Source organism: Peribacillus sp. NPDC097264 (genome assembly GCF_050277925.1).
GTDB lineage: Bacteria > Bacillota > Bacilli > Bacillales > DSM-1321 > Peribacillus.
In genome coordinates, this window is record NZ_JBNNSR010000011.1 from 51,102 (window position 1) to 71,212 (window position 20,111).

Genomic DNA, 20,111 nt, shown 5'->3' on the forward strand with positions numbered 1-20,111 from the left:
GTATTTTTTCTCTATATAATAATAACGTCTATTATTTTGTAACTATGTTTAATAGTCTAAGCCTTCGAAAATCCTAAGAAAGTTTGAGAACCTTTTTTATAGTAGGTAGCTTTAACAGGTATATCCGCATATAAATTTTTACTATCTTCACTAGGAATTAACTTTCCTAAAATTCTCGGACCTTCATCTAACTGAACGGTTAGGATTGTGTACGGAACATCGTCCGCAAATGAAGGATCAAAGGCACGGTGTATACCTACCCAAGAATAGACTTTTCCTAAGCCAGATACCTTCTTCCAATTCCAGTTTGTACTTGCACAGTAAGGACAACGGTGCACGGTTGGAAACCAATTCTTGTCGCATTCATTACATGCCTGTATATGAAGCTCGTGGTTATTAATTCCTTCCCACCAAAATTCACTTTCCGGAGTTTTTTCGATGGAAATTTCCATGTTTTCTATGCTTTGTTGTTGAGTCATCTTTAATCCCTCCTTAATAGTAATGCCGAACCGTCAACTTGATTTCCACTTGTTACAACGCCGATATTCGCTTTCGGAACTTGACGATCACCGCCACGTCCTTGAATTTGCAGGACTGCTTCGGCCAACGTATTCATACCGTGTACATATCCTTCACATAGAAGTCCACCGTGTGTGTTGACTGGAAGACGTCCATCAATGCCTGTCTCTCCCGCTCTAATGAGAGCACCTGCTTCCCCACGTCCAACAAGACCTAGTCCTTCCAAAGCAATTAAGACCGCACTAGAAAAACAATCATATAGTTCTGCAAAATCTACATCACTTGGTTTAAGTCCGGCGCTTTCAAATAATGGTTTGGATAAGATACTTGTGTAGTTTCTGGTAAGATCACCCCATAGTAAACTATCATTCATATCAAGACCGGATCCTGATCCGCAAATATAGGCGGCACCCTCAATAACTGCTGGTGTATGATTTAACTGGCGTGCATTCTTTAGTGAAGTTACTAACATTGCACAAGCGCCATCAACCTCAGGGGTACAATCTACTTTTCTGAATGGGTCTGCAATCATTGGACTGTCTAAGTAATCCTCGAATGTCAGAAGTTTTTTAATAATGGCTCGGTCATTTAGCATTGCGTATTTACGCTGTGCAATAGGAACAGCTGCGATGTCCTCTATTGTTGCCCCGGTTTCAATCATGTAACGTCTTGCCCACATAGCCGAATAAGCAGCCTGCCCGATGTAACCGATTGGATCACGGAATTGTGCTGCCTCCCCCGCAACATGCATGCCTCCGATCCTTTTACCACTTCTTCCATTAAGGGCTCGAAAAACTAATATATTTTCTGCCAATCCTGCTTCGATTGCCATCGCTGCCAGCATGACAGTATATGCCGGAGCCTGGCCGCCTGTATTTAAATTAAGAATATAATTTTGTTTTGGCAAACCTAGTGCTGTAGCGACTGATTCACTAGGTACGGAATCTCCTAGCACACTAAAACTGACAACTCCATCGATATCTTTCAGCTCCATCCCAGCATCGAACACTGCCTTTGAGCATGCTTCTGATGCCAAATCAAGCACCGATCTTCCCGATTGTCTTAAGAATTCTGTGTATCCTACCCCAACGATTGCTGTATTGCCTAAATAATCTAGTCGTTTTTTTGTCAAACAAGATTCCTCCAAACAGGATATTATAAGAAAGTGTTAGATTAAAATTTATTAAATATTCAATTAATTACAACTGTAAATATAGATTAAGTTACTTCAATTTTATTCTTCTAGCTTATTTCTTGTTTAAATACCTCTATCTGTCTTTAGGTTTATATTTGTCGTCGACAATTATTAGCCTCCTTATTAATCATTCACTTCCTTATTTTGTTGTTTATGATGAATTGTTAAGTTATAGCAAGAATTTTCTCTCAAAATGTATCAATGCTCATTCTGCTGTTACCCCGCCATCAATACAGATTGTTTGACCAGTTATAAAGTTAGATGCATCAGATGCCAAGAATAGGGACATAGTTGCGATGTCGGATGGTTGACCTAGACGTCTAAGTGGAATCATGTTCAGCATCTTTCCTACTAGCTCCTCATCTCCGATTTGTTCTGTATTAATATCAGTACTAATTAGTCCTGGAGCAATTCCATTAACCAAAATTCCATATCGTGCCCATTCAGAAGCAAGGGATTTCGTTAAATGAATAACTGCTGCTTTACTAGCTCCATATGGTGCGATACGTTTGAATGTCTTAATTCCACCCGCTGAAGAAATATTTATGATCTTTCCTTGCTTTTGCTCTTTCATAATCTTAGCAGCTTCCTGACAAGCAAAGAACAAGCCCTTGATATTAATATCAAACTGCATATCCCAATTTTCACCAGTAACTTCAAGTGAAGGTTTTGTGATACTTACACCAGCATTGTTAACCAGAATATCAAGCTTACCGAATGTGTCCATGATGACTTTGAACAGATTTGTAACGTCATCTAAATTAGCCATGTCACATCTTAAAGCCATTGCTTTTCCGTCCTCTTGAGTAATTTCATGGGCCACTTTTTTACAATCATCAAGATTTCGGCTGGCAATTACAACTGTAGCTCCTTGTGCAGCATAGGTTTTAACAATCTCTTTTCCTATACCACGGCTTCCTCCTGTAATTAATGCAATTTTCCCAGTTAAGTCCAAAAGTTCCAATTAAGTTACCTCCTTCAAATTGCAAAGCACAACTTAATATTCATTTCTATGTCATTCTTTGTATATAAATAGTTTCTTTATACTCTGCTTGTACGTTACTCAATTATATGATCTTACCCCAATACTATGGTAAAGTCTCAAAAACAATGTTTCATAACTTAACCTAGTAGTGGGTTCTTGCAAGAAACTATGAAAGAGCGATATTCCGTAGTTTAGAACTTCTTTGTCTCAATGATTTCATTTGAATATTCCATTAAACTTTTTATGGATTGATCAAGTGTCGCAAACCGGCTATCTTTTGTTTGCCCATTGAACCATCGATAATAGATTTGTTGCATCACAACCGCAATTTTAAAATAAGTAAACGCCATATAGAAATGAAGTGGAGGGATATCTTGTCCGGTCTTTAAAGAGTATCGGTGTATATATTCATCGCGAGTGATAAATCCAGGTGAGGTCGTCAAGGATGGTAAACTCTGTTTAACAGATTCCCAATCATTCGATTGGGTCCAATAACCCAAGGCGGCAGCTAAGTCGAATAAAGGATCAGCAATCGCAGCCAATTCCCAATCAAAAACTCCAACCACTTCCTCGACATTTTGTTTGGAGAACATCATATTGTTTAGTTTATAATCATTGTGAATGACTGTTGCTCTTTGTGAAGAAGGAATGTTCTCCGTAAACCATTTTCCTATTTTATCAAAGTATGGAATATCATGTGTTTTACTTCGTTCATACCGATTTATCCAATTGTGAACTTGTCTCTCAATAAAGCCTTCAGGTCTTCCGAAATTTTCCAAACCTACATTCTTATAGTCGATTTGGTGAAGTTGTGCCAGCGCATCAACTGCCGCAAAGGAAATTTGTTTGCATTTCTCGTCTGTAACTGTAAAATCTTGCGGGAATTTTTCATCGAATACATAGCCCTCTTTCCGTTCCATAATATAAAATGGAACCCCTATTATCGACTTGTCTTCACATAACAGGTAGGTTTTTGGTACATAAGGGAAAGCTGAATATAATTTCTCTAATAAAGAAAACTCCCGTTTCATATCGTGGGCTTTGGGAGGAAGAGGTCCTAAAGGGGGGCGCCGCATAACAACTTCTTCCTCCCCACACCGAATTAAATAAGTTAAATTGGAATACCCGGCTGAAAATTGAGTCACTTCAAGCGGTTCATTTGGCCACCAATTTAAATGTTTAAGCATATAGGAGTGAAAAGCTTCCCTATTAAAATCTTCCCCTTCACGAACGACTGATATCACATCGCTTTCATGGGATTTCATCTTATTACCGCCTTTCCGTCGATTTACCAGTTTATTTCCATTACTTGAAAACGTTTATGATAGGTGCACCTTACGACTTTATTAAGCATTCTAATGATTTAAAGTATACTTAGCCTCTTTTTGATTAAACTGTTTTAATTCTTGTTTTGCCACAGCTTCCCTGTGTACCTCATTGGGTCCATCCGCCAGTCGAACAATACGTGCATATGCCCAGTTTCTAGCAAGAGGAAAGTCTTGGCTAACTCCGCCTCCTCCGTGAACCTGAATGGCTCGGTCGATTATTTTCGTTGTCACTTCTGGTGCAATGATCTTTATCATCGCTATTTCTTTCTTCGCTTCTTTATTCCCTAATTTATCCATCATATATGCTGTTTTTAGAGTTAGTAGACGTGCTTGGTCAAGTTCAATCCTTGAATCCGCTATCCATTGCCGGATAACCCCTTTATCGGAGATAGCGCTTCCAAAAGCGACCCGAGTTTGTGCTCTCTCAATCATTGATTCCAATGCTCTTTCTGCCAAACCAATTAGGCGCATACAATGGTGAATTCGACCAGGCCCAAGTCTTCCCTGAGCAATCGCAAAACCTTTTCCTTCTCCCAATATCATATTTGAAGCAGGTACCCTTACATTTTCAAATAATACTTCTCCATGCCCATGAGGTGCATCGTCGTATCCATACACGTTGAGGCTTCGAAGAACTTTTACTCCTGGAGTATCAATCGGGACCAAAATCATGGATTGTTGCTCATAGGTTGGGGCATTGGGGTTGGATTTCCCCATAAAAATAAGAATTTTACATCGTGGATCCGGGGCGCCCGATGTCCACCATTTGCGCCCATTAATAACGTAATGGTCTCCATCTCTTTGAATGCTTGATTCAATGTTTCTCGCATCTGAAGAGGCCACTGCAGGTTCTGTCATCGCAAAGGCAGATCTGATTTTCCCCTCCAATAAAGGAATCAGCCAATCCTTTTTCTGTTGCTCCGTACCGTATCGTACCAACACTTCCATATTCCCTGTGTCAGGTGCACTACAATTAAAAGCTTCCGGACCAATGAAGGGAGAGCGGCCCATTATTTCACATAAAGGAGCAAACTCCGAATTAGTTAGTCCTGCTCCGTACTCACTTTCTGGAAGAAATAGATTCCATAGGCCCTTTTCCTTTGCTTTAATTTTCATTTCCTCAATGATTGGAGGGATTTCCCACCTCGATGTGCCTTCATTTAACTGTTGCTCATATACGGTCTCATTTGGATAAACATATTGTTCCATAAACTCCGTTACCTGATGTTGCAGATCCTTTACTTTATCCGAGAACTCGAAATTCATCCTAATACATCTCCCTTATTATTAAGATTTTTTATGAAAAGTCTTTCATTCCTGCAAAATTGATTAATTTATAATATTCGAATCACCTTTCAACTTTAATTGTAATAGACTGGATTTTGATTAGTCAATATATTTAGAATATTTTTAAAAAAATAAATTTTCTATCTCGTTTCTTCCTGTTAAAAAATGTTTTATGATAAATAATTATTCGAAAGTATTCTTAAAAATTACTCAAGCAAATGTTTAATCTGAATACCCCTTATTACTATTTCAAAAACACAAGGAATAGTATACTAATATTTTTTCACTATAATAGCTCATGCTCCCTCACAAACCACTTTCAATGTATATATTCATACTTTCATCCCTTAAATATTTTTATCCTTCCACAAAAAAAATTAGCGTTATTTTAAATATTCTGCTGCTGGTGTTTTGCAATTTTTAAAAGTAAATCTTAATTGTACCTACCACAAAGGACCTATTAGGGGGGGTACCATTTTATTTTTAAAAGAAGTAATTCAAGGAAAAAATCATCCATGCTTTCCTTCGGATTAATGGCGATTTGATTACAAATTGGTTATTTCATCCTAACCTCTCCATGTGATTTTTTGGAATAGGTAAAGCACCCGCTTTTATTCATCGTACCAGGAGGTGCTACGTATTTAACATTTAAATGGAACACTTAGTTTACTACATATTAAATGGGGCTGTCCCAAAGGGTTAATTAAGCCATAAACTGAGAGAGGCGGAAATGTTGATTTAACAACATTTCTGCCTCTTCAATTTTGCGCTATTTACTAGAAAAGGACTTATGAGACAGCCCCATTTAAACCGTGTATAGCAGTAATTTACCTTCACCGAAAATAAGCCAACTTATTTTTCTTCTCTAAATAGTAGGATGAACCATTAAACCTTAGTTTAAATTCATATTTTTCTTTGCAATGAAATTTCACACAAATCCCCACCAAGTGTTTTGCTTACCCTATTTTATAAAATAGTCTTCTCCAATTCTTCTTTCCCTGCACCGATCGTCGCATTCATGTCTACATTTTCTTGATTCACCGTGTGCGGGTATATATTTCGCTTACCTGAAAAGTTATCAAGCAAGTCTTTCACATCAATGCCTGAAGATTCCTTTAAGGACTCTTGTAGTGTGGACATTAGGTTAGTCGCGTAAGAGGTCACTTTGTTAGCCCCCCCATTTACACCGTTCCCACCCGTATCCACTACCGTTATTTTATCAATGTTACCCAGTGGAGAAGCTATTTGTTTTGCATACTCCGGGAGCATTTTCAGGATCATATCCATCACGGCCGCTTGACCAAACTGTTCAAATGCTTCAGCAATCTTCTGTTTTGCTTCGGCCTCTGCCACCCCTTTTAAACGGATGATATCGGCATCTGTTGTCCCCTGGGCCCTTTGTGCATCGGCTTTGGCAAGTCCATCCAACCGGATACGTTCCGCTTCCGCTTTTGCCATTGCTTCAATTTTATACTTATCTGCATCAGCTTCAGTTATTTGTTTCATCTTATTTGCCGAAGCCGCTTGCTCCACCGAATAACGGTCAGCATCCGCTTTTTTCTTCACTTCGGAATCATATTGCTTTTCTCGGCGAAGAATTTCTTTTTCTTCAAGCTCAATTTGCTTTTGCCGTTCAATAATCCTGATTTGCATTTCGTGTTCCATTACATCTTGCTTTGAACGGGCTGTTTCAAGATCATATGCTTGGTCTGCACGTGCTTTAGCAATGTCCTGCTCCCGGCGAAATTCTGCAACCTTTAACTTATTGATTTTTTCGGCTTCCGCTATTTCCGTTGCCCGCTCGAGTTCAGCACGTTGGGCCTCTTTTGAAGCTTCCGCCCGTTTAATCCTGGTTTCTTTTTCAGCATCAGCCGTTGCAATATCCGCATCCCTTTTTACTTGGGCAATTCTTGGCTTCCCTAGTGAATCAAGATAACCGTTTTTATCACGCACATCTTTTATTGTAAAAGACACAATGATCAGCCCCATTTTTGCTAAATCTTGAGAAGCGACCCGCTGAACTTCCTGTGAAAATTTTTCACGATTTTTATAAATTTCTTCAACGGTCATGGAGCCAAGAATAGATCTTAAATGTCCTTCTAGCACTTCACGGGCTTCCTGTTCACGATCGTCCTTGGTCTTTCCTAGAAATTGTTCAGCAGCTGTCGCTATATCCGTTATGGAACTACCGATTTTAATGATGGATACACCATCTGCCATAACTGGTACACCTTGTTCCGTATATACTTCAGGCGTAGAAACCTCCAGTTTACTCGATAGCAGGCTTAACGGTTCTGCTTGCTGGAAAACCGGAAGGACAAAGGCTCCTCCACCCCGGACAATTTTTATTTTATTTCCTGATTCATCGGCATGTACGTTTTTATTCCCCAAATAACTTCCAGTAATAATTAATGCTTCATCAGGACCAGCCGTACGGTACTTCGTAACAAAGACAGCAATAAGTGCAATAAGTAAAAAAGCAACAATAGCAATAACGATCCATATTAAACTTGTCATAAACATTCCCTCCTCAACCCTCTTTAATTATAATGGGGCATGACATAGACAACCCCATTTTTCACCTCAATGATCAAGACTTTAGTTTCTGAAGCGATTTGTTCATTTTTGAAACTTGCCGCAGTCTTAGAAATACTGCCGCTATTACTCTGTATTAACACTTCGCCAAACCCGTCTACCGGAACTGTCGTTAAGACAAGTCCCACCCTTCCCCTCAAATCATGATCATGAAAGGTTAAGCTTGACTCCGCCCTTGAAACGGGAATCAAAACAAACACATTCAATAATGTGACGGTTGTTAATGCCAGTAAAAAAGAAAGGCTTACAATCACACCGGCATGGAGATCTGTAACTGATTCAAACAGAAAGCCACTTGCAAAAAAAATCGTCAAAAAACTAAAAATCAAAGTAGGATTAAAAATATCCGGAAGTTCTAATCCAGAAAATACATCATTAAACAAAATGATTAAAAATGTCAGTCCTCCAGATAAAATTAATCCATATAGATAGACGGTTTCTAGTGGTACTCCATACAACTCCATATTTTCATCCCTTACATAAGGTTTTCTTCCCCACAAAAAATGAGCATCATTTAATTTAGCCGCTACCTCCTCTTTCTTTTCATTTGATACCATTTATATATTAGGGTTTAAACCCATATTATACTTTAATTACCATTAATACGAATGAAAGCAGGAAAGGTTTCACATTTATAATAAATACCCCTTAATTCGGACCTACTACAATTGCTCAATTTCGATAGGAATATAAAGTGTTCGTCATTTTTTTCAATATTCATTTTGAGGATACTATAGAAATAATGTACGGGGAAATTGTTTTATTTTATCGTGGCATAAATAAAGCACCTCCTATGATTAATTGTCCTCAGGAGGTGCTACGTGTTTAATATTCTCTTGTGAACTTCCTCACGTATGTTAGAAACTTCAACTTAACGGGGGCTAACCTCGATTTTAAACTTTGTTTGGGACGTATAACTTTCGCCTGCCAAAAGCAGAATATCTCCAAAACCTTCAAATTCCTCCGCTCCTGGAGCAGCTTGGGTTTCAAACGTTATTCCACCATGTTGACTTAATTTTTCTCCATGCATCAGTGGAACACCTTTCACAAAGTTTGCCGTGTAAATGACAACTGCAGGTTCATCTGTGTATACCTCGACTGTTATTTTCCCGTCAGGACTAATTAATTTGGCTGCAATTTGCTGAATTCCTGAAGAGGTAAGGAAAAATGGATGATCGATCCCTTGAACCTTTTCAACCTCTGCGTCAATAGCTTCAAAGGTTGAACGTAATTCCTTTGGCGTACGAAAGTCATAAGGCGTGCCAATCGTGCTTCGCTTTTCCCCAGTAACCGTGGTATCTTCATTTACTGGCGCAAACTCTTCAGAAAAGATTTGTAAGAAATGATTATCGATTGGATTGCTAGGGTGCCCTGTTAAGTTAAAATAGACGTGATTGGTCGGATTAAAAATTGTGTCTTTATCACTTTTTGCTTGATAGTTCACTGACCAAGTATTTAAGTTATCCAATGTATACGTCACACTTACTTTCAAATTCCCCGGAAAGCCATTTTCTCCATCAGGTGAGTGAGTTGAAAAAGTGATTGACGCACTTTCATCATTCTCCTTCACTTCATAATCCCATATTTTTTCATCGAATCCGGGATTGCCACCGTGTAATGTATTCCCTAATTGATTGACGGATGTTTTATAACGGGATTCACCAATGGAAAACTCACCATTTTTAATTCTCCCAGCCACTCTACCTATTGTAGCTCCATAATATGTTTCTTTTTGATAATCCTCTATCGTGTCAAATCCCAATACGATATTAGTGGGACCTGATTCCGTAAGAACGAAAAGATTGACGATTCTTGCTCCAAAGTTTGTAACTTCCATTCTTATACCATGATCATTTTCCATAGTAAACAGCAAAATATTATTTCCAAATGAGCTATGTGATACTTTCATAATATCGGCTCCTACCCTATTAAATTCTTTTTTATAATGATAAGTTAATTTTTTTAAAGTGAAAAGACAAAAGCCCGAAGTATTCACTTCGGCCTTTTGTTAGGAATCATAAAAGTTCATGATGTACCTATAGATTATAATGACCAGAGTACCATATGAATTCCTGATTTAACTGGCTCCAAAAATCATAGTTGAAATTTAAGCGCTTTCTCCCTTGGCTGGTTTTATTGATCCGTTTTTTTCAATTTCCTCTAAAGAATGACCTCGAGTTTCAGGAACACATGTCCGGATAAATAGAACACCAAGCAAACATATAACACCGAATATTGCAAAAACAGCTTCTTGAGAAATCGTTGCTGTCATGATAGGGAATAGTAATCCAACCAAGAAAGATCCAATCCAGTTAAATGATGAAGCTAACCCGGATGCACGCCCGCGAATCGCCAGTGGGAAAATTTCTCCAACGATAACCCATGTTAAAGGCGCCCACGTGAATGAATATAGCGCAACATAAATACTTAAAAAAACAACCATCATCATCGGATTTGCATCAGGAATTAATACATTCAATATTGCGGGCAAAATAAAGGATAGCCCCATAATAGTTCCGCCTATCGTTAATAAAGTACGGCGATTGAATTTATCAGCAATCATTAAGAATAATAATGAACCTAATACGAGTATAACCCCTTGAATAATTGGCCACATCAATACTGAGCTGGCTTCATGCCCTGTTGCTTTTTCTACAATCATAGGAATATAATAAAAAATTGCGTTTGCTCCCTGGAATTGTTGAAACGCAGCTACCCCGACCCCAGCAATTACTAGATAACGGTATTTACTGCTTAAAAGGGTTCCCCATGACGCTTTTTGATTTACTTTCGTTTCCTCTTTTGCAGTGTCTTGAATTTGTTTTATTTCAGAATCAATTTGTTCTTTGTTAGAGCGAATATAGCTCAACACTTTACGTGCTTCATTAATCTTATTATTCTTAATCAAAAAGCGTGGTGATTCCGGTAACCTTAACACCCCGATAAACAAAATTAAAGCAGGTACCGCAGCCAAACTTAGCATCAAACGCCATGCCATGGTACCTGGTAAGTCTTTCAATAGATAAGCAATAATGTACGAAAGTAACATTCCGGAAACAATCATTGTTTGATTAATTCCGGACAACCGTCCACGTAAACGGGCAGGTGCCATTTCAGACATATAGGCTGGGACTAAGGCAGAGGCAGCACCAACAGCTATCCCTAATAAAATACGAGCAACAATCATAAATAGAATCCCTTTATGAGGGGATACACCTGCTAAAATAGACCCAAAAGCAAAAATGATAGAAGATATTAAAATCATTTTGCGCCGTCCTAAACGATCTGAAAGTTGTCCAGCCAGGGCACCACCAAAAATAGCTCCAAACATCAAGGAAGAGGTGATCCAACCTATAGCACTAGGGTTGTTTTGAAGATTCCAATCATGTTGCAAAAAAGGCAAAGCACCCGTCATAACGCCGATATCATAACCGAAGAGAATGCCTCCAAATGCCCCAAAAAAATAAATGAATCCACTTGAGATTTTCTTTTCATTAACCATTAATGTTTCCTCCCAAAGGTTATAAAATTACATTCAAAAAATCCCTATACTATAAAAGTATTAATTTCTTTTTAAGAAACCCTAATAGTTTACAACTATTGCTTATAAGGATGAATTCTGTGTCATTATTCAGTCAATAAAACGCTTTCATCTTACCCTAAAAAATAAAGCACGCCTACAAAATAATTTCAGGATTTACGAATCTAATTTTCCCCTCCTCGGAAGCCAATCTCCCGAGGAGGGAAAAACATTACTTAATAATTACGTAATCCAAACCAACTAATTTTGCATAGGTTATGATTTGGTCTGTTGTTAAATTCAATGACACAACTGTATGGTGGCCCCCACCATTCTCGATCCAAGCTTTCACTCCATCTTGGAAGTTTGGCTTCACTTCCCAAAGTACACGGGCAACTGGAAGGTTTGGTGCTGGAACAGAAGGTTCAAAAGCAGAAACTTCATTAATTAAAAGTTTATAATTTGTACCAAAGTCAGCCATGGAAACAACGACACCGTCTCCCGCTTTACCATCGAATACTAAACGTGCCGGATCTTCACGATCGCCTATACCTAATGGAGATACGACCATTTTCGGTTTATTGCTTGCTAAAGTTGGATCGACTTCAAGCATATGTGACTGTAGGATTGATTCTTGTCCGGCAGCTAATTCATATGTGTAATCCTCCATAAAGCCAGTTGATTGGTTATGGCTCATCACTTTCAGTAAGCGATCAAGTGCTGCCGTCTTCCAATCTCCTTCACCCGCAAAGCCATATCCCTGCGCCATCAAACGTTGGACGGCAAGACCAGGAAGCTGTTTCATTCCATATAAGTCTTCGAAATTCGTTGTGAATGCCGTATAACCACCGTCATCAAGGAAACGTTTAATTGCAATTTCATAGCTTGCCTGTACCTTTACGCTCTTTTCCCAATCTTCCCTACTGTATGTACCATATTCAAATTCATAAAGTCCTTCATATTCTGCAAATAATGCATCAATTTCTTCATCCGTAACTGCATTTACATATTGAACAAGATCCCCTATTCCAAAATAGTCAACTGTCCAGCCAAATTGGATTTGTGCTTCAATTTTATCCCCTTCAGTTACGCCAACGTTTCGCATGTTATCTCCAAAACGAGCGACCTTAATGTTGAAGCTCTCGTTATAAGCAACCGCTACGTCCATCCATTGTGCAATTTGTTGTCGCACTTCAGGACGCTCCCAATAACCTACAACCACTTTGTTTTGTTTGTTCAGACGGGCATTGATAAAACCATATTCACGGTCACCATGAGCGGATTGGTTTAAGTTCATAAAGTCCATATCTATCGTAGCCCATGGAATGCTTTCGTTGAATTGAGTGGCTAAATGAAGTAATGGTTTTTGTAATAATTTTGTTCCACGAATCCACATTTTCGCAGGTGAAAAAGTATGCATCCAAGTAATGACTCCGGCAACTTCATCACGATAGTTGGCTTCTTTCATGATGTTTGTTATTCTATCTGCACTAACAGCTAGATCTTGCAAAACAATTGGGTAAGGCAGAATGCCGCATTCATTTAATGCATCGGTTATCGTTTGTGCATGCGCCTTGACTTGCGCTAACGCATCTTCTCCATATAGATGTTGTGATCCAACGACAAACCAAAATTCCTTTGTTTCTGTTGTTAACATAATAACCCTCTTTTCTTAATCTACTGGTTTGATAACTTGGTAGAGTTAAATCTTACTTTTGACCATAATAAGCATTTTTTCCATGTTTTCGTAAATAATGTTTATCCAAAATATTTTGTGGTAATTCTTTCGCAAAATGATTTAATTCCCTTGTGAATAAATTCATTTTCGAAACTTCATCCAAGACCACACTGTTCATGACAGCGGATTTTGCATCTTTACCCCATGTAAACGGTCCATGACCATGAAGTAATACGCCAGGAACGGCTAAAATGTCCAACCCACGCTCTTCGAATGTTTCGATGATTACCTTCCCAGTCTCCACTTCGTACCCACGATCAATTTCCTCTTGTGTTAGATAGCGCGCACAAGGGACCGATCCGTAAAATGTATCTGCATGAGTAGTCCCCATCGCTGGAACATCAAGGCCTGCTTGAGCCCAGATTGTCGCCCAAGTTGAATGAGTATGAACAATGCCGCCAATTTCTTGGTAATATTTATAAAGTACTGCGTGAGTCGCTGTATCTGATGAAGGCCTCAGCTCTCCCTCAACAACATTGCCATCTAAATCGACAACTACCATATCGCTGGCTTTCATTGTTTCGTAATCAACACCACTAGGTTTGATAACAAATAAACCACTTTCACGGTCAATGGCACTTGCATTTCCCCATGTATATTTCACGAGACCATATTTAGGCAAGTCTAAATTTGCTTGATATACCTCTTCTTTCAGTTGTTCTAACACGCCAACCCCTCCAGTTTTCCAACTCATAACATCAAATTGTCAACAGCTGCCTGCTCAATTACTAAGCCCTTCCTGTATCTTTCAATAAATGTTTCATATCCTTCAATATCTACTTGGTCAGGATAAATTTCTTGCCCATCCATATCTTTGAATACTTTTTGGTCGAGGAAGTCTTCTAAACTTTCTTTTTGATTTTTATTCAACATGTAAGAGGCAAGAATCGCCATTCCCCACGGTCCACCTTCACCTGCTGTCGACATTACCGATACTGGCGTATTCATTGCAGCGGCAACGATTTTTTGTACAACAAGTGGGGTTTTAAATAAACCACCGTGAGCTAAAATACGATCAATCGCAACATTTTCTTCCTTTGTCAAAATACCCATTCCGATATTTAAAGCACCGAAAGCAGTAAAAAGGTGAGTCCGCATGAAGTTCGCTAAATTGAAACGACTCTCAGGCGAGCGTACAAATAGTGGTCGTCCTTTTTCAAATCCTGTAATATTTTCACCTGAGAAATAACCGTAGCTAAGCAAACCACCACCATCTGGATCCGCTTCCAGAGCTTTGTTCAACATTACTTCAAATAATTTATTTGTCTCAACCTTTTGTCCCATTGCCTCAGAAAATTCACGGAACAATCCCAACCATGCATTGAGGTCACTTGAACAGTTATTCGCGTGGACCATCCCAACTGGACTTCCGTTTGGTGTAGTTACCATATCAATTTCTGGATATACTTTTGAAAGCTCTTTCTCTAGTACAATCATGGCAAAAACGGAAGTTCCTACTGAGACGTTGCCGGTACGTTTTTGCACACTATTCGTAGCAACCATTCCCGTTCCAGCATCGCCTTCTGGTGGGCAAATCGGAATGCCTGGTTGTAAATTCCCGGACCTATCCAGGATTTTCGCTCCCACTTCGGTTAATTCTCCCGCTTGCTCACCTGAAACGTAAACTTTAGGAAGGATCTCTTTAAGCATCCAAGGATAACCTTTCGTAGCAATCAATTCATCAAAACGCTTGATCATTATCTCATTGTAATCATGCGTTGATTCATCAATTGGGAACATCCCTGAAGCATCCCCAATGCCAATTGCTTTATTACCAGTCAATAACCAGTGAATGTATCCAGCCAAAGTCGTAATACAATCAATACGCGGCAAATGCTTCTCTTCATTTAATATTGCTTGATAAAGATGGGCAATACTCCATCGTTCAGGGATATTGAATTGTAATTGATCAGTTAATTCTTTTGCTGCCACACCAGTTGTTGAGTTACGCCAAGTTCGAAACGGAACAAGTAGCTCCCCTGTATGGTCAAAAGCCATATAACCATGCATCATTGCAGAGAATCCAATAGATCCAATTTTCCGAATTGTTATGCCGTAATTTCGTTCAACTTCTTGCTTCATTTCACTATAAGCTGTTTGCAGACCGGTGATTATATCCACTAAATTGTATGTCCAAAATCCATCTTCCAGAAGGTTTTCCCACTCATAACTTCCAGATGCGATTGTTTCATAACGTTTATCTATCAACACCGCTTTTATACGTGTTGAGCCAAATTCGATTCCAAGTGAAGTATCACCCTCGTTAATCGCTTGTATAATTTCTAATCGATTCGATTGCACGTTAATCCCCCTTTCGATAGCGCTTTCAATATACAGGAGGCGCTTGAATTCATTTATGAATATATTATATTTTTTGTACGTACATTTGTCAATAAACAATATTAATTATACTCACAGCTTTTAAGTTGAACCGTCATCCTCACTTCAAAGGCAGTGAATCTAGGATATTAAGTGAATAGGGATAGGGAGTAAAGGATATGGTAAAAAATCAGGTATTAATAGCTTTATCCAAAACATATACACAAACTGAGGTAATTTGTTTTAATCCACTCAGGCTTATGTTAAAATGTGTACGTACAAATATAAAAGGAAAATAAATAAGAATGCAAACAACCGAAACGAGGTGAGGTTTAATGAAACCAAAGTATCAGGTAATCGTCGATCATTTAAAAAATAAAATCCTTACAGGTGAGTATAGTATAGGAGAACAAATTCCTACTGAGTCCGTTATGCAAGATATGTACAACGTTAGCCGACACACTGTAAGAAAGTCCATTTTAGAATTAGCAAACGAGGGATTCTTAAGAAGTGAAAAAGGTTCTGGGACATATGTTAGTAATCAATATCAACTAAAGTCTGGTGGGAATTTCAAATATAAAACGATTGGTGTCATCACGACCTACATATCGGATTACATTTTCCCTTCTATTATCCGCGGAATTGAAAAAAGATTAAATGAAAATAATTATTCCTTACTATTGGCCAGTACAAATAATGACGTCGAACAAGAAAAAAAAGCCTTGGAAATGATGTTATCTTTTGGCGTAGATGGTTTGATTGTTGAACCTACAAAAAGCAATCTATACAATCCCAACATTGCTTACTACCTAACATTTAAGGAACAAGAGGTACCATTCATCATGATTAACGCTTATTATGAAGAATTAGAAGTTCCTTTCTTTTGCCTAGATGATGTGCAGTCGAGCTATCTCGCGACAAAAGAATTAATTTCCAATGGACACACCCAAATTGGGTTCATATCAAAAATGGATGATTTACAAGGAAAATATCGAATGAAGGGATATATAAAAGCACTTGGAGAAGCAAAATTACGCTTTCAACCCGAACAATTGCTTTCATATACTACAGAAACGAAGCTAGACTTGCACAAGAACTTGAAGCGGTTCTTAAACGAAAATAGAGACATGTTGACTGCCATTGTTTGCTATAACGACGAGGTAGGGTTAGAAGTAGTAAATGTATGCAGACAACTTGATATTTCCATTCCGGAACAATTATCAATTATTGGCCAGGACAATTCTTATATTGCGAAAAATGCTAATATCAAATTAACGACTTTAACACACCCACAAGAACAAATGGGTCATGATGCAGCTGATTGGTTGATCAAGAAATTACAAGGAAAGAAGGACTTACCCAATGAAAACTATTACCAACCAGTCTTAGTTGAAGGGGAAACTGTAAAAAAGCTAGATATAAAATAAATCTAGTCTGGTTTAAATGATTGACTATCTTCACATGGGCTCTGATTATTCCTATGTGAAGGCAGTCAAATGATGAAATCCATTTTTCTGCTCTTTCAAGATTCCATCCTCATTTACAAAGTGGTGACCATACAGCTATACCTGTATTATTGATAATTGTTCAAGTTAAGCTAAATATCAGGCTTATAAAACCCTATATAATTTACACTCCCCCCTAATTCCAACCTACTTGTAATCCGATCTTTAACCCTCAAACTAATAAACAAAAGATATTGACAGTATTTACATCCTATAATAAAATTTTATTTGTTAACCAAATAAAAAATTAGTTTACATTAGGGGGAAACGCTATGAATACGAGTCATGAAAAATTAAGAATGATGATAATCACAGCCTTATTTGCAGCTATTATCGGAATCCTTTCCCAACTAACCATTCCACTCCCGCTCGTGCCTATTACAGGACAAACTCTGGCCGTTGGACTTGCCGCTACGATCCTGGGTGCTCGTTATGGTACTTATTCAGTAGTTTTGTACTTATTCATTGGTGCAGCTGGTGTTCCTGTCTTTGCAGAAATGTCTGGAGGACTGGCAAAGATTTTCGGTCCTACCGGTGGCTATTTATTGTCTTATATCCCTACTGTTTTCATTACCGGCTGGATTTTGGAAAAAACCCGTTTTACATTTCCGATTGCTTTCATAGCTAATATCATTGGCATGATGATAACATTAACCATTGGAACAATATGGTTAAAATATGCAGCTTCATTAACTTGGACAGCTGCCATTGCTAGTGGATTCGCACCATTCTTAATCGTAGGTATCCTGAAAGCCCTCCTAGCATCCTGGTTAGGTGTTTCCATTCGAGCTAGACTTGCTTCAGCTAAAATGCTTCCGAAAAAAAATATCTCTATTTCCTAATAGACAAAATAAAGACAGGTAGATACCATGGATTTGGTACCCCCTGTCTATATCGTTTAATTATATATATTTAAAGTCGGGCTTTATTTTCCAGAAAATAAAAAAAGACTCTTTTTAGAAAAAAGACTCTTTTTTTATATGTATTTACTACGGTCCTATCCCCATAAGCCCGAATTAAATAGCATAGTAAAAGTATGATAAACCCCTTTGTTTACCTACACCATTTTACTATAACAATTAAGATTTGACAACTCTTGAATATATTCTATCACGATTGTTTTTATTTATTAACGACTTTATATACCTTTGTTTTTCCATCGCTATACGTAACTTCCAATTCGAACTCTTGGTAATCCTCTTTTAAGTTAAAGGCTTTAGTCACTTCTTGTACGACCTCATCATCCGTAGAGTCTTGGGTGAACGTCAACTTTTCTAAAATTGGCGTCAATTCTTCCATCGCTTCATCACCATGTACTTCATGTTTATTGGATTCATCATCGATAGAAGCTTCCGTTTGAGCACCCATGGTATCATATTCCGCTTCATAGTCATTGTTATTCCCTTTATAATCTACTTCTAGGTTAAAGGCTTTGAAAGTAAATGGAAGCTTTTCATTGGTTTCTGTTCCCTTTTCAGGATTTGTTTCCGCTTGGTTTTCATTTTCTTGTACCGGCGGATTCTTTACCTCGTCATCTTCTCCACATCCTGCTAATACAAGCATAGCAGCAAATGGGACCGAAAGTACTTTTAAAGATTTCTTCATATGGTTTCCTCCTAAATCTCTTTTCTTATCTATTACCTAAATGGTAGAATTTAAAACACGAATTTATTTATATAAGGAAAATCCCTCTAGTTATAGAGGGATAATATAAAGTAAAACTACAAAGAAGTGTGCCACAGATCCTGCTAGCACGAAGAGATGCCATACAGCATGGTGAAAAGGAAAACCACGCCATACATAAAAGATGGCACCGAAAGTATAAAGTAATCCTCCTGCTATAAGTAATTGTATGCCTGCTGCTGGCATGGTGTTGGTTAGCGGGCCCCATGCCAGTACAATCATCCACCCCATTGCGATATATAAAATCGTGGATAGATAAAGAAACTTCTTAACAAAGAAAGCCTTGAAGATGACTCCTACCACTGCCACACCCCATACAACTCCCAGTAGCGTCCATCCTAAAGCCCCTTGAATGACGAGCAGCATGATTGGTGTATACGTGCCCGCAATGAATATATAAATGGCCGAGTGATCAAAAATCTCAAAAAGGTCTTTCAATTTCCCCTCAGGAAAGCTATGCACTAAAGTAGAAGCTACATATAAAAGGAGCATAGAAACTCCATAAATGATCGAAATCACAATGAGTGAAGCCGATCCTTGTTGAGCAGAGAAAATTATTAATAAAACAAGAGCGGCAATGCTTAATAAGACACCAATTCCATGGGTGATTGCATTGAATACTTCCTCTTTTTTTGTATAAACGTGCGTATTAGCCATCTTACAACTCCTTATTCATTGAACCACTTTTCAATTTCCTTTTCAATTATATCCTACTTCCAGAATGCATTAAAGTAAGTAATTCCATTCATCAGCCCTTTTCGACTATAACGTTTTTGAGGAAATACTCTTTTATTGAAAAAGGCCTGACCGTAGACGGTCAGGCTTCATGATCAAATGGCAAAATGGTGGCCACCGATAATTTTAACCACTTCTAATTTTTCCATCCACACACTGTCGGATATACTTGGATTCCAAAAATATAATGCATCATTCGTATAGCCGTGAATGGCTATTGCTTCATTTACTGCCCGTACTGCATCTTCTCCAGCAGGTTTGTTAATGCTACCATCATCAACAGGAGAGAATTGATTTTTTTGATAAATCACTTCTCTTACTGTTTCAGGGAATTCGCCACTATCAAGACGATTTAACACGACTCCTGCTACTTCTACCTTGCCTCTATATGGCTCACCTTTTGCCTCAGCATGAACCAATCTAGCTAATAATTCTTTATCGGTTTCATTCATGAAATGCGGAATAATCAATGTTTTGCCTGGTTCAGCAACATTATTCTTGTTATTATTGACTTCTTTTAACGTTTGAATTGGAACTCCATGCTGCTTAGCGATATCCCATATCGATTCACCTTGTTTAATAACATGTTTTTTAGCACCATTCGAAGCCTTGCTTGTGGTTTCCCAAGGGAATGCTAGTCCAAGTATGATGACACTAAGAGTTATGATCATCGGTAATACAACTGATAATTTCATCCTTTAA

17 protein-coding genes are annotated in these 20,111 nt (G+C 38.2%); 2 read left to right on the forward strand and 15 right to left on the reverse strand.

The features are described 5' to 3' along the window. Window positions 1–56: 56 nt before the first annotated feature. From ACQKL0_RS17150 to ACQKL0_RS17205, 12 genes are all read right to left on the reverse strand, one after another. Window positions 57–479 (reverse strand): Zn-ribbon domain-containing OB-fold protein, encoded by a 423-nt coding sequence (locus ACQKL0_RS17150; RefSeq protein ID WP_427688795.1) that lies wholly within the window; start codon window positions 477–479, stop codon window positions 57–59. 2 nt (window positions 480–481) lie between these two features. After that, window positions 482–1,651 (reverse strand): thiolase C-terminal domain-containing protein, encoded by a 1,170-nt coding sequence (locus tag ACQKL0_RS17155; protein ID WP_427688797.1) that lies wholly within the window; start codon window positions 1,649–1,651, stop codon window positions 482–484. Between the two features lie 268 nt (window positions 1,652–1,919). Beyond that, complete coding sequence (locus ACQKL0_RS17160) at window positions 1,920–2,678, reverse strand: SDR family NAD(P)-dependent oxidoreductase (protein WP_427688799.1); 759 nt, start codon at window positions 2,676–2,678, stop codon at window positions 1,920–1,922. Window positions 2,679–2,890: 212 nt separating this feature from the next. After that, on the reverse strand, window positions 2,891–3,964 hold the full coding sequence (locus tag ACQKL0_RS17165; RefSeq protein ID WP_427688801.1) for a phosphotransferase family protein: 1,074 nt from the start codon (window positions 3,962–3,964) through the stop codon (window positions 2,891–2,893). 90 nt (window positions 3,965–4,054) lie between these two features. Then, a complete protein-coding gene (locus ACQKL0_RS17170; RefSeq protein ID WP_427688803.1) occupies window positions 4,055–5,293 on the reverse strand; it encodes an acyl-CoA dehydrogenase family protein in 1,239 nt (412 codons plus the stop codon). Between the two features lie 987 nt (window positions 5,294–6,280). Continuing rightward, window positions 6,281–7,831, reverse strand: a complete 1,551-nt coding sequence (locus tag ACQKL0_RS17175) for a flotillin family protein (RefSeq protein WP_427688805.1) — start codon at window positions 7,829–7,831, stop codon at window positions 6,281–6,283. A 23-nt stretch (window positions 7,832–7,854) separates the two neighbouring features. Beyond that, on the reverse strand, window positions 7,855–8,373 hold the full coding sequence (locus ACQKL0_RS17180; RefSeq protein ID WP_402988312.1) for a hypothetical protein: 519 nt from the start codon (window positions 8,371–8,373) through the stop codon (window positions 7,855–7,857). A gap of 407 nt (window positions 8,374–8,780) precedes the next feature. Then, window positions 8,781–9,818: an aldose epimerase family protein gene (locus tag ACQKL0_RS17185; protein WP_427688807.1), complete on the reverse strand. Its 1,038-nt coding sequence runs from the start codon at window positions 9,816–9,818 to the stop codon at window positions 8,781–8,783. Between the two features lie 198 nt (window positions 9,819–10,016). After that, window positions 10,017–11,411 (reverse strand): sugar porter family MFS transporter, encoded by a 1,395-nt coding sequence (locus ACQKL0_RS17190; RefSeq protein ID WP_427688809.1) that lies wholly within the window; start codon window positions 11,409–11,411, stop codon window positions 10,017–10,019. Between the two features lie 250 nt (window positions 11,412–11,661). Then, entirely contained in the window at window positions 11,662–13,086 is a 1,425-nt protein-coding gene (araA, locus tag ACQKL0_RS17195) for an L-arabinose isomerase (RefSeq protein ID WP_427688811.1), read from the reverse strand. A 52-nt stretch (window positions 13,087–13,138) separates the two neighbouring features. Further along, entirely contained in the window at window positions 13,139–13,834 is a 696-nt protein-coding gene (locus ACQKL0_RS17200) for an L-ribulose-5-phosphate 4-epimerase (RefSeq protein WP_402956933.1), read from the reverse strand. A 23-nt stretch (window positions 13,835–13,857) separates the two neighbouring features. Continuing rightward, a complete protein-coding gene (locus ACQKL0_RS17205) occupies window positions 13,858–15,468 on the reverse strand; it encodes a xylulokinase (protein ID WP_427688813.1) in 1,611 nt (536 codons plus the stop codon). Between the two features lie 353 nt (window positions 15,469–15,821). On the opposite strand from ACQKL0_RS17205, the gene ACQKL0_RS17210 reads away from it, so the two are divergent. After that, complete coding sequence (locus ACQKL0_RS17210) at window positions 15,822–16,913, forward strand: GntR family transcriptional regulator (RefSeq protein ID WP_427688815.1); 1,092 nt, start codon at window positions 15,822–15,824, stop codon at window positions 16,911–16,913. 350 nt (window positions 16,914–17,263) lie between these two features. Further along, on the forward strand, window positions 17,264–17,833 hold the full coding sequence (locus ACQKL0_RS17215; RefSeq protein ID WP_427688817.1) for a biotin transporter BioY: 570 nt from the start codon (window positions 17,264–17,266) through the stop codon (window positions 17,831–17,833). 280 nt (window positions 17,834–18,113) lie between these two features. Here ACQKL0_RS17215 and ACQKL0_RS17220 read toward each other — a convergent pair whose 3' ends face one another. The 3 genes from ACQKL0_RS17220 to ACQKL0_RS17230 form a co-directional block, all read right to left on the reverse strand. Further along, window positions 18,114–18,596 (reverse strand): YusW family protein, encoded by a 483-nt coding sequence (locus ACQKL0_RS17220; protein WP_407408357.1) that lies wholly within the window; start codon window positions 18,594–18,596, stop codon window positions 18,114–18,116. 90 nt (window positions 18,597–18,686) lie between these two features. Then, window positions 18,687–19,331 (reverse strand): PAQR family membrane homeostasis protein TrhA, encoded by a 645-nt coding sequence (gene trhA, locus ACQKL0_RS17225; protein WP_427688819.1) that lies wholly within the window; start codon window positions 19,329–19,331, stop codon window positions 18,687–18,689. Between the two features lie 173 nt (window positions 19,332–19,504). Then, on the reverse strand, window positions 19,505–20,104 hold the full coding sequence (locus tag ACQKL0_RS17230; RefSeq protein WP_402868856.1) for a cell wall hydrolase: 600 nt from the start codon (window positions 20,102–20,104) through the stop codon (window positions 19,505–19,507). Window positions 20,105–20,111: the final 7 nt, after the last annotated feature.

Coding starts and splice junctions, on each gene's coding strand:
- ACQKL0_RS17185 (WP_427688807.1), bottom strand. CDS start 9,818: ATGAAAGTATCACATAGCTCATTTGGAAATAATATTTTGCTGTTTACT.
- ACQKL0_RS17190 (WP_427688809.1), bottom strand. CDS start 11,411: ATGGTTAATGAAAAGAAAATCTCAAGTGGATTCATTTATTTTTTTGGG.
- ACQKL0_RS17150 (WP_427688795.1), bottom strand. CDS start 479: ATGACTCAACAACAAAGCATAGAAAACATGGAAATTTCCATCGAAAAA.
- ACQKL0_RS17215 (WP_427688817.1), top strand. CDS start 17,264: ATGAATACGAGTCATGAAAAATTAAGAATGATGATAATCACAGCCTTA.
- ACQKL0_RS17170 (WP_427688803.1), bottom strand. CDS start 5,293: ATGAATTTCGAGTTCTCGGATAAAGTAAAGGATCTGCAACATCAGGTA.
- ACQKL0_RS17220 (WP_407408357.1), bottom strand. CDS start 18,596: ATGAAGAAATCTTTAAAAGTACTTTCGGTCCCATTTGCTGCTATGCTT.
- ACQKL0_RS17175 (WP_427688805.1), bottom strand. CDS start 7,831: ATGACAAGTTTAATATGGATCGTTATTGCTATTGTTGCTTTTTTACTT.
- ACQKL0_RS17230 (WP_402868856.1), bottom strand. CDS start 20,104: ATGAAATTATCAGTTGTATTACCGATGATCATAACTCTTAGTGTCATC.
- ACQKL0_RS17165 (WP_427688801.1), bottom strand. CDS start 3,964: ATGAAATCCCATGAAAGCGATGTGATATCAGTCGTTCGTGAAGGGGAA.
- trhA (WP_427688819.1), bottom strand. CDS start 19,331: ATGGCTAATACGCACGTTTATACAAAAAAAGAGGAAGTATTCAATGCA.
- araA (WP_427688811.1), bottom strand. CDS start 13,086: ATGTTAACAACAGAAACAAAGGAATTTTGGTTTGTCGTTGGATCACAA.
- ACQKL0_RS17180 (WP_402988312.1), bottom strand. CDS start 8,373: ATGGAGTTGTATGGAGTACCACTAGAAACCGTCTATCTATATGGATTA.
- ACQKL0_RS17210 (WP_427688815.1), top strand. CDS start 15,822: ATGAAACCAAAGTATCAGGTAATCGTCGATCATTTAAAAAATAAAATC.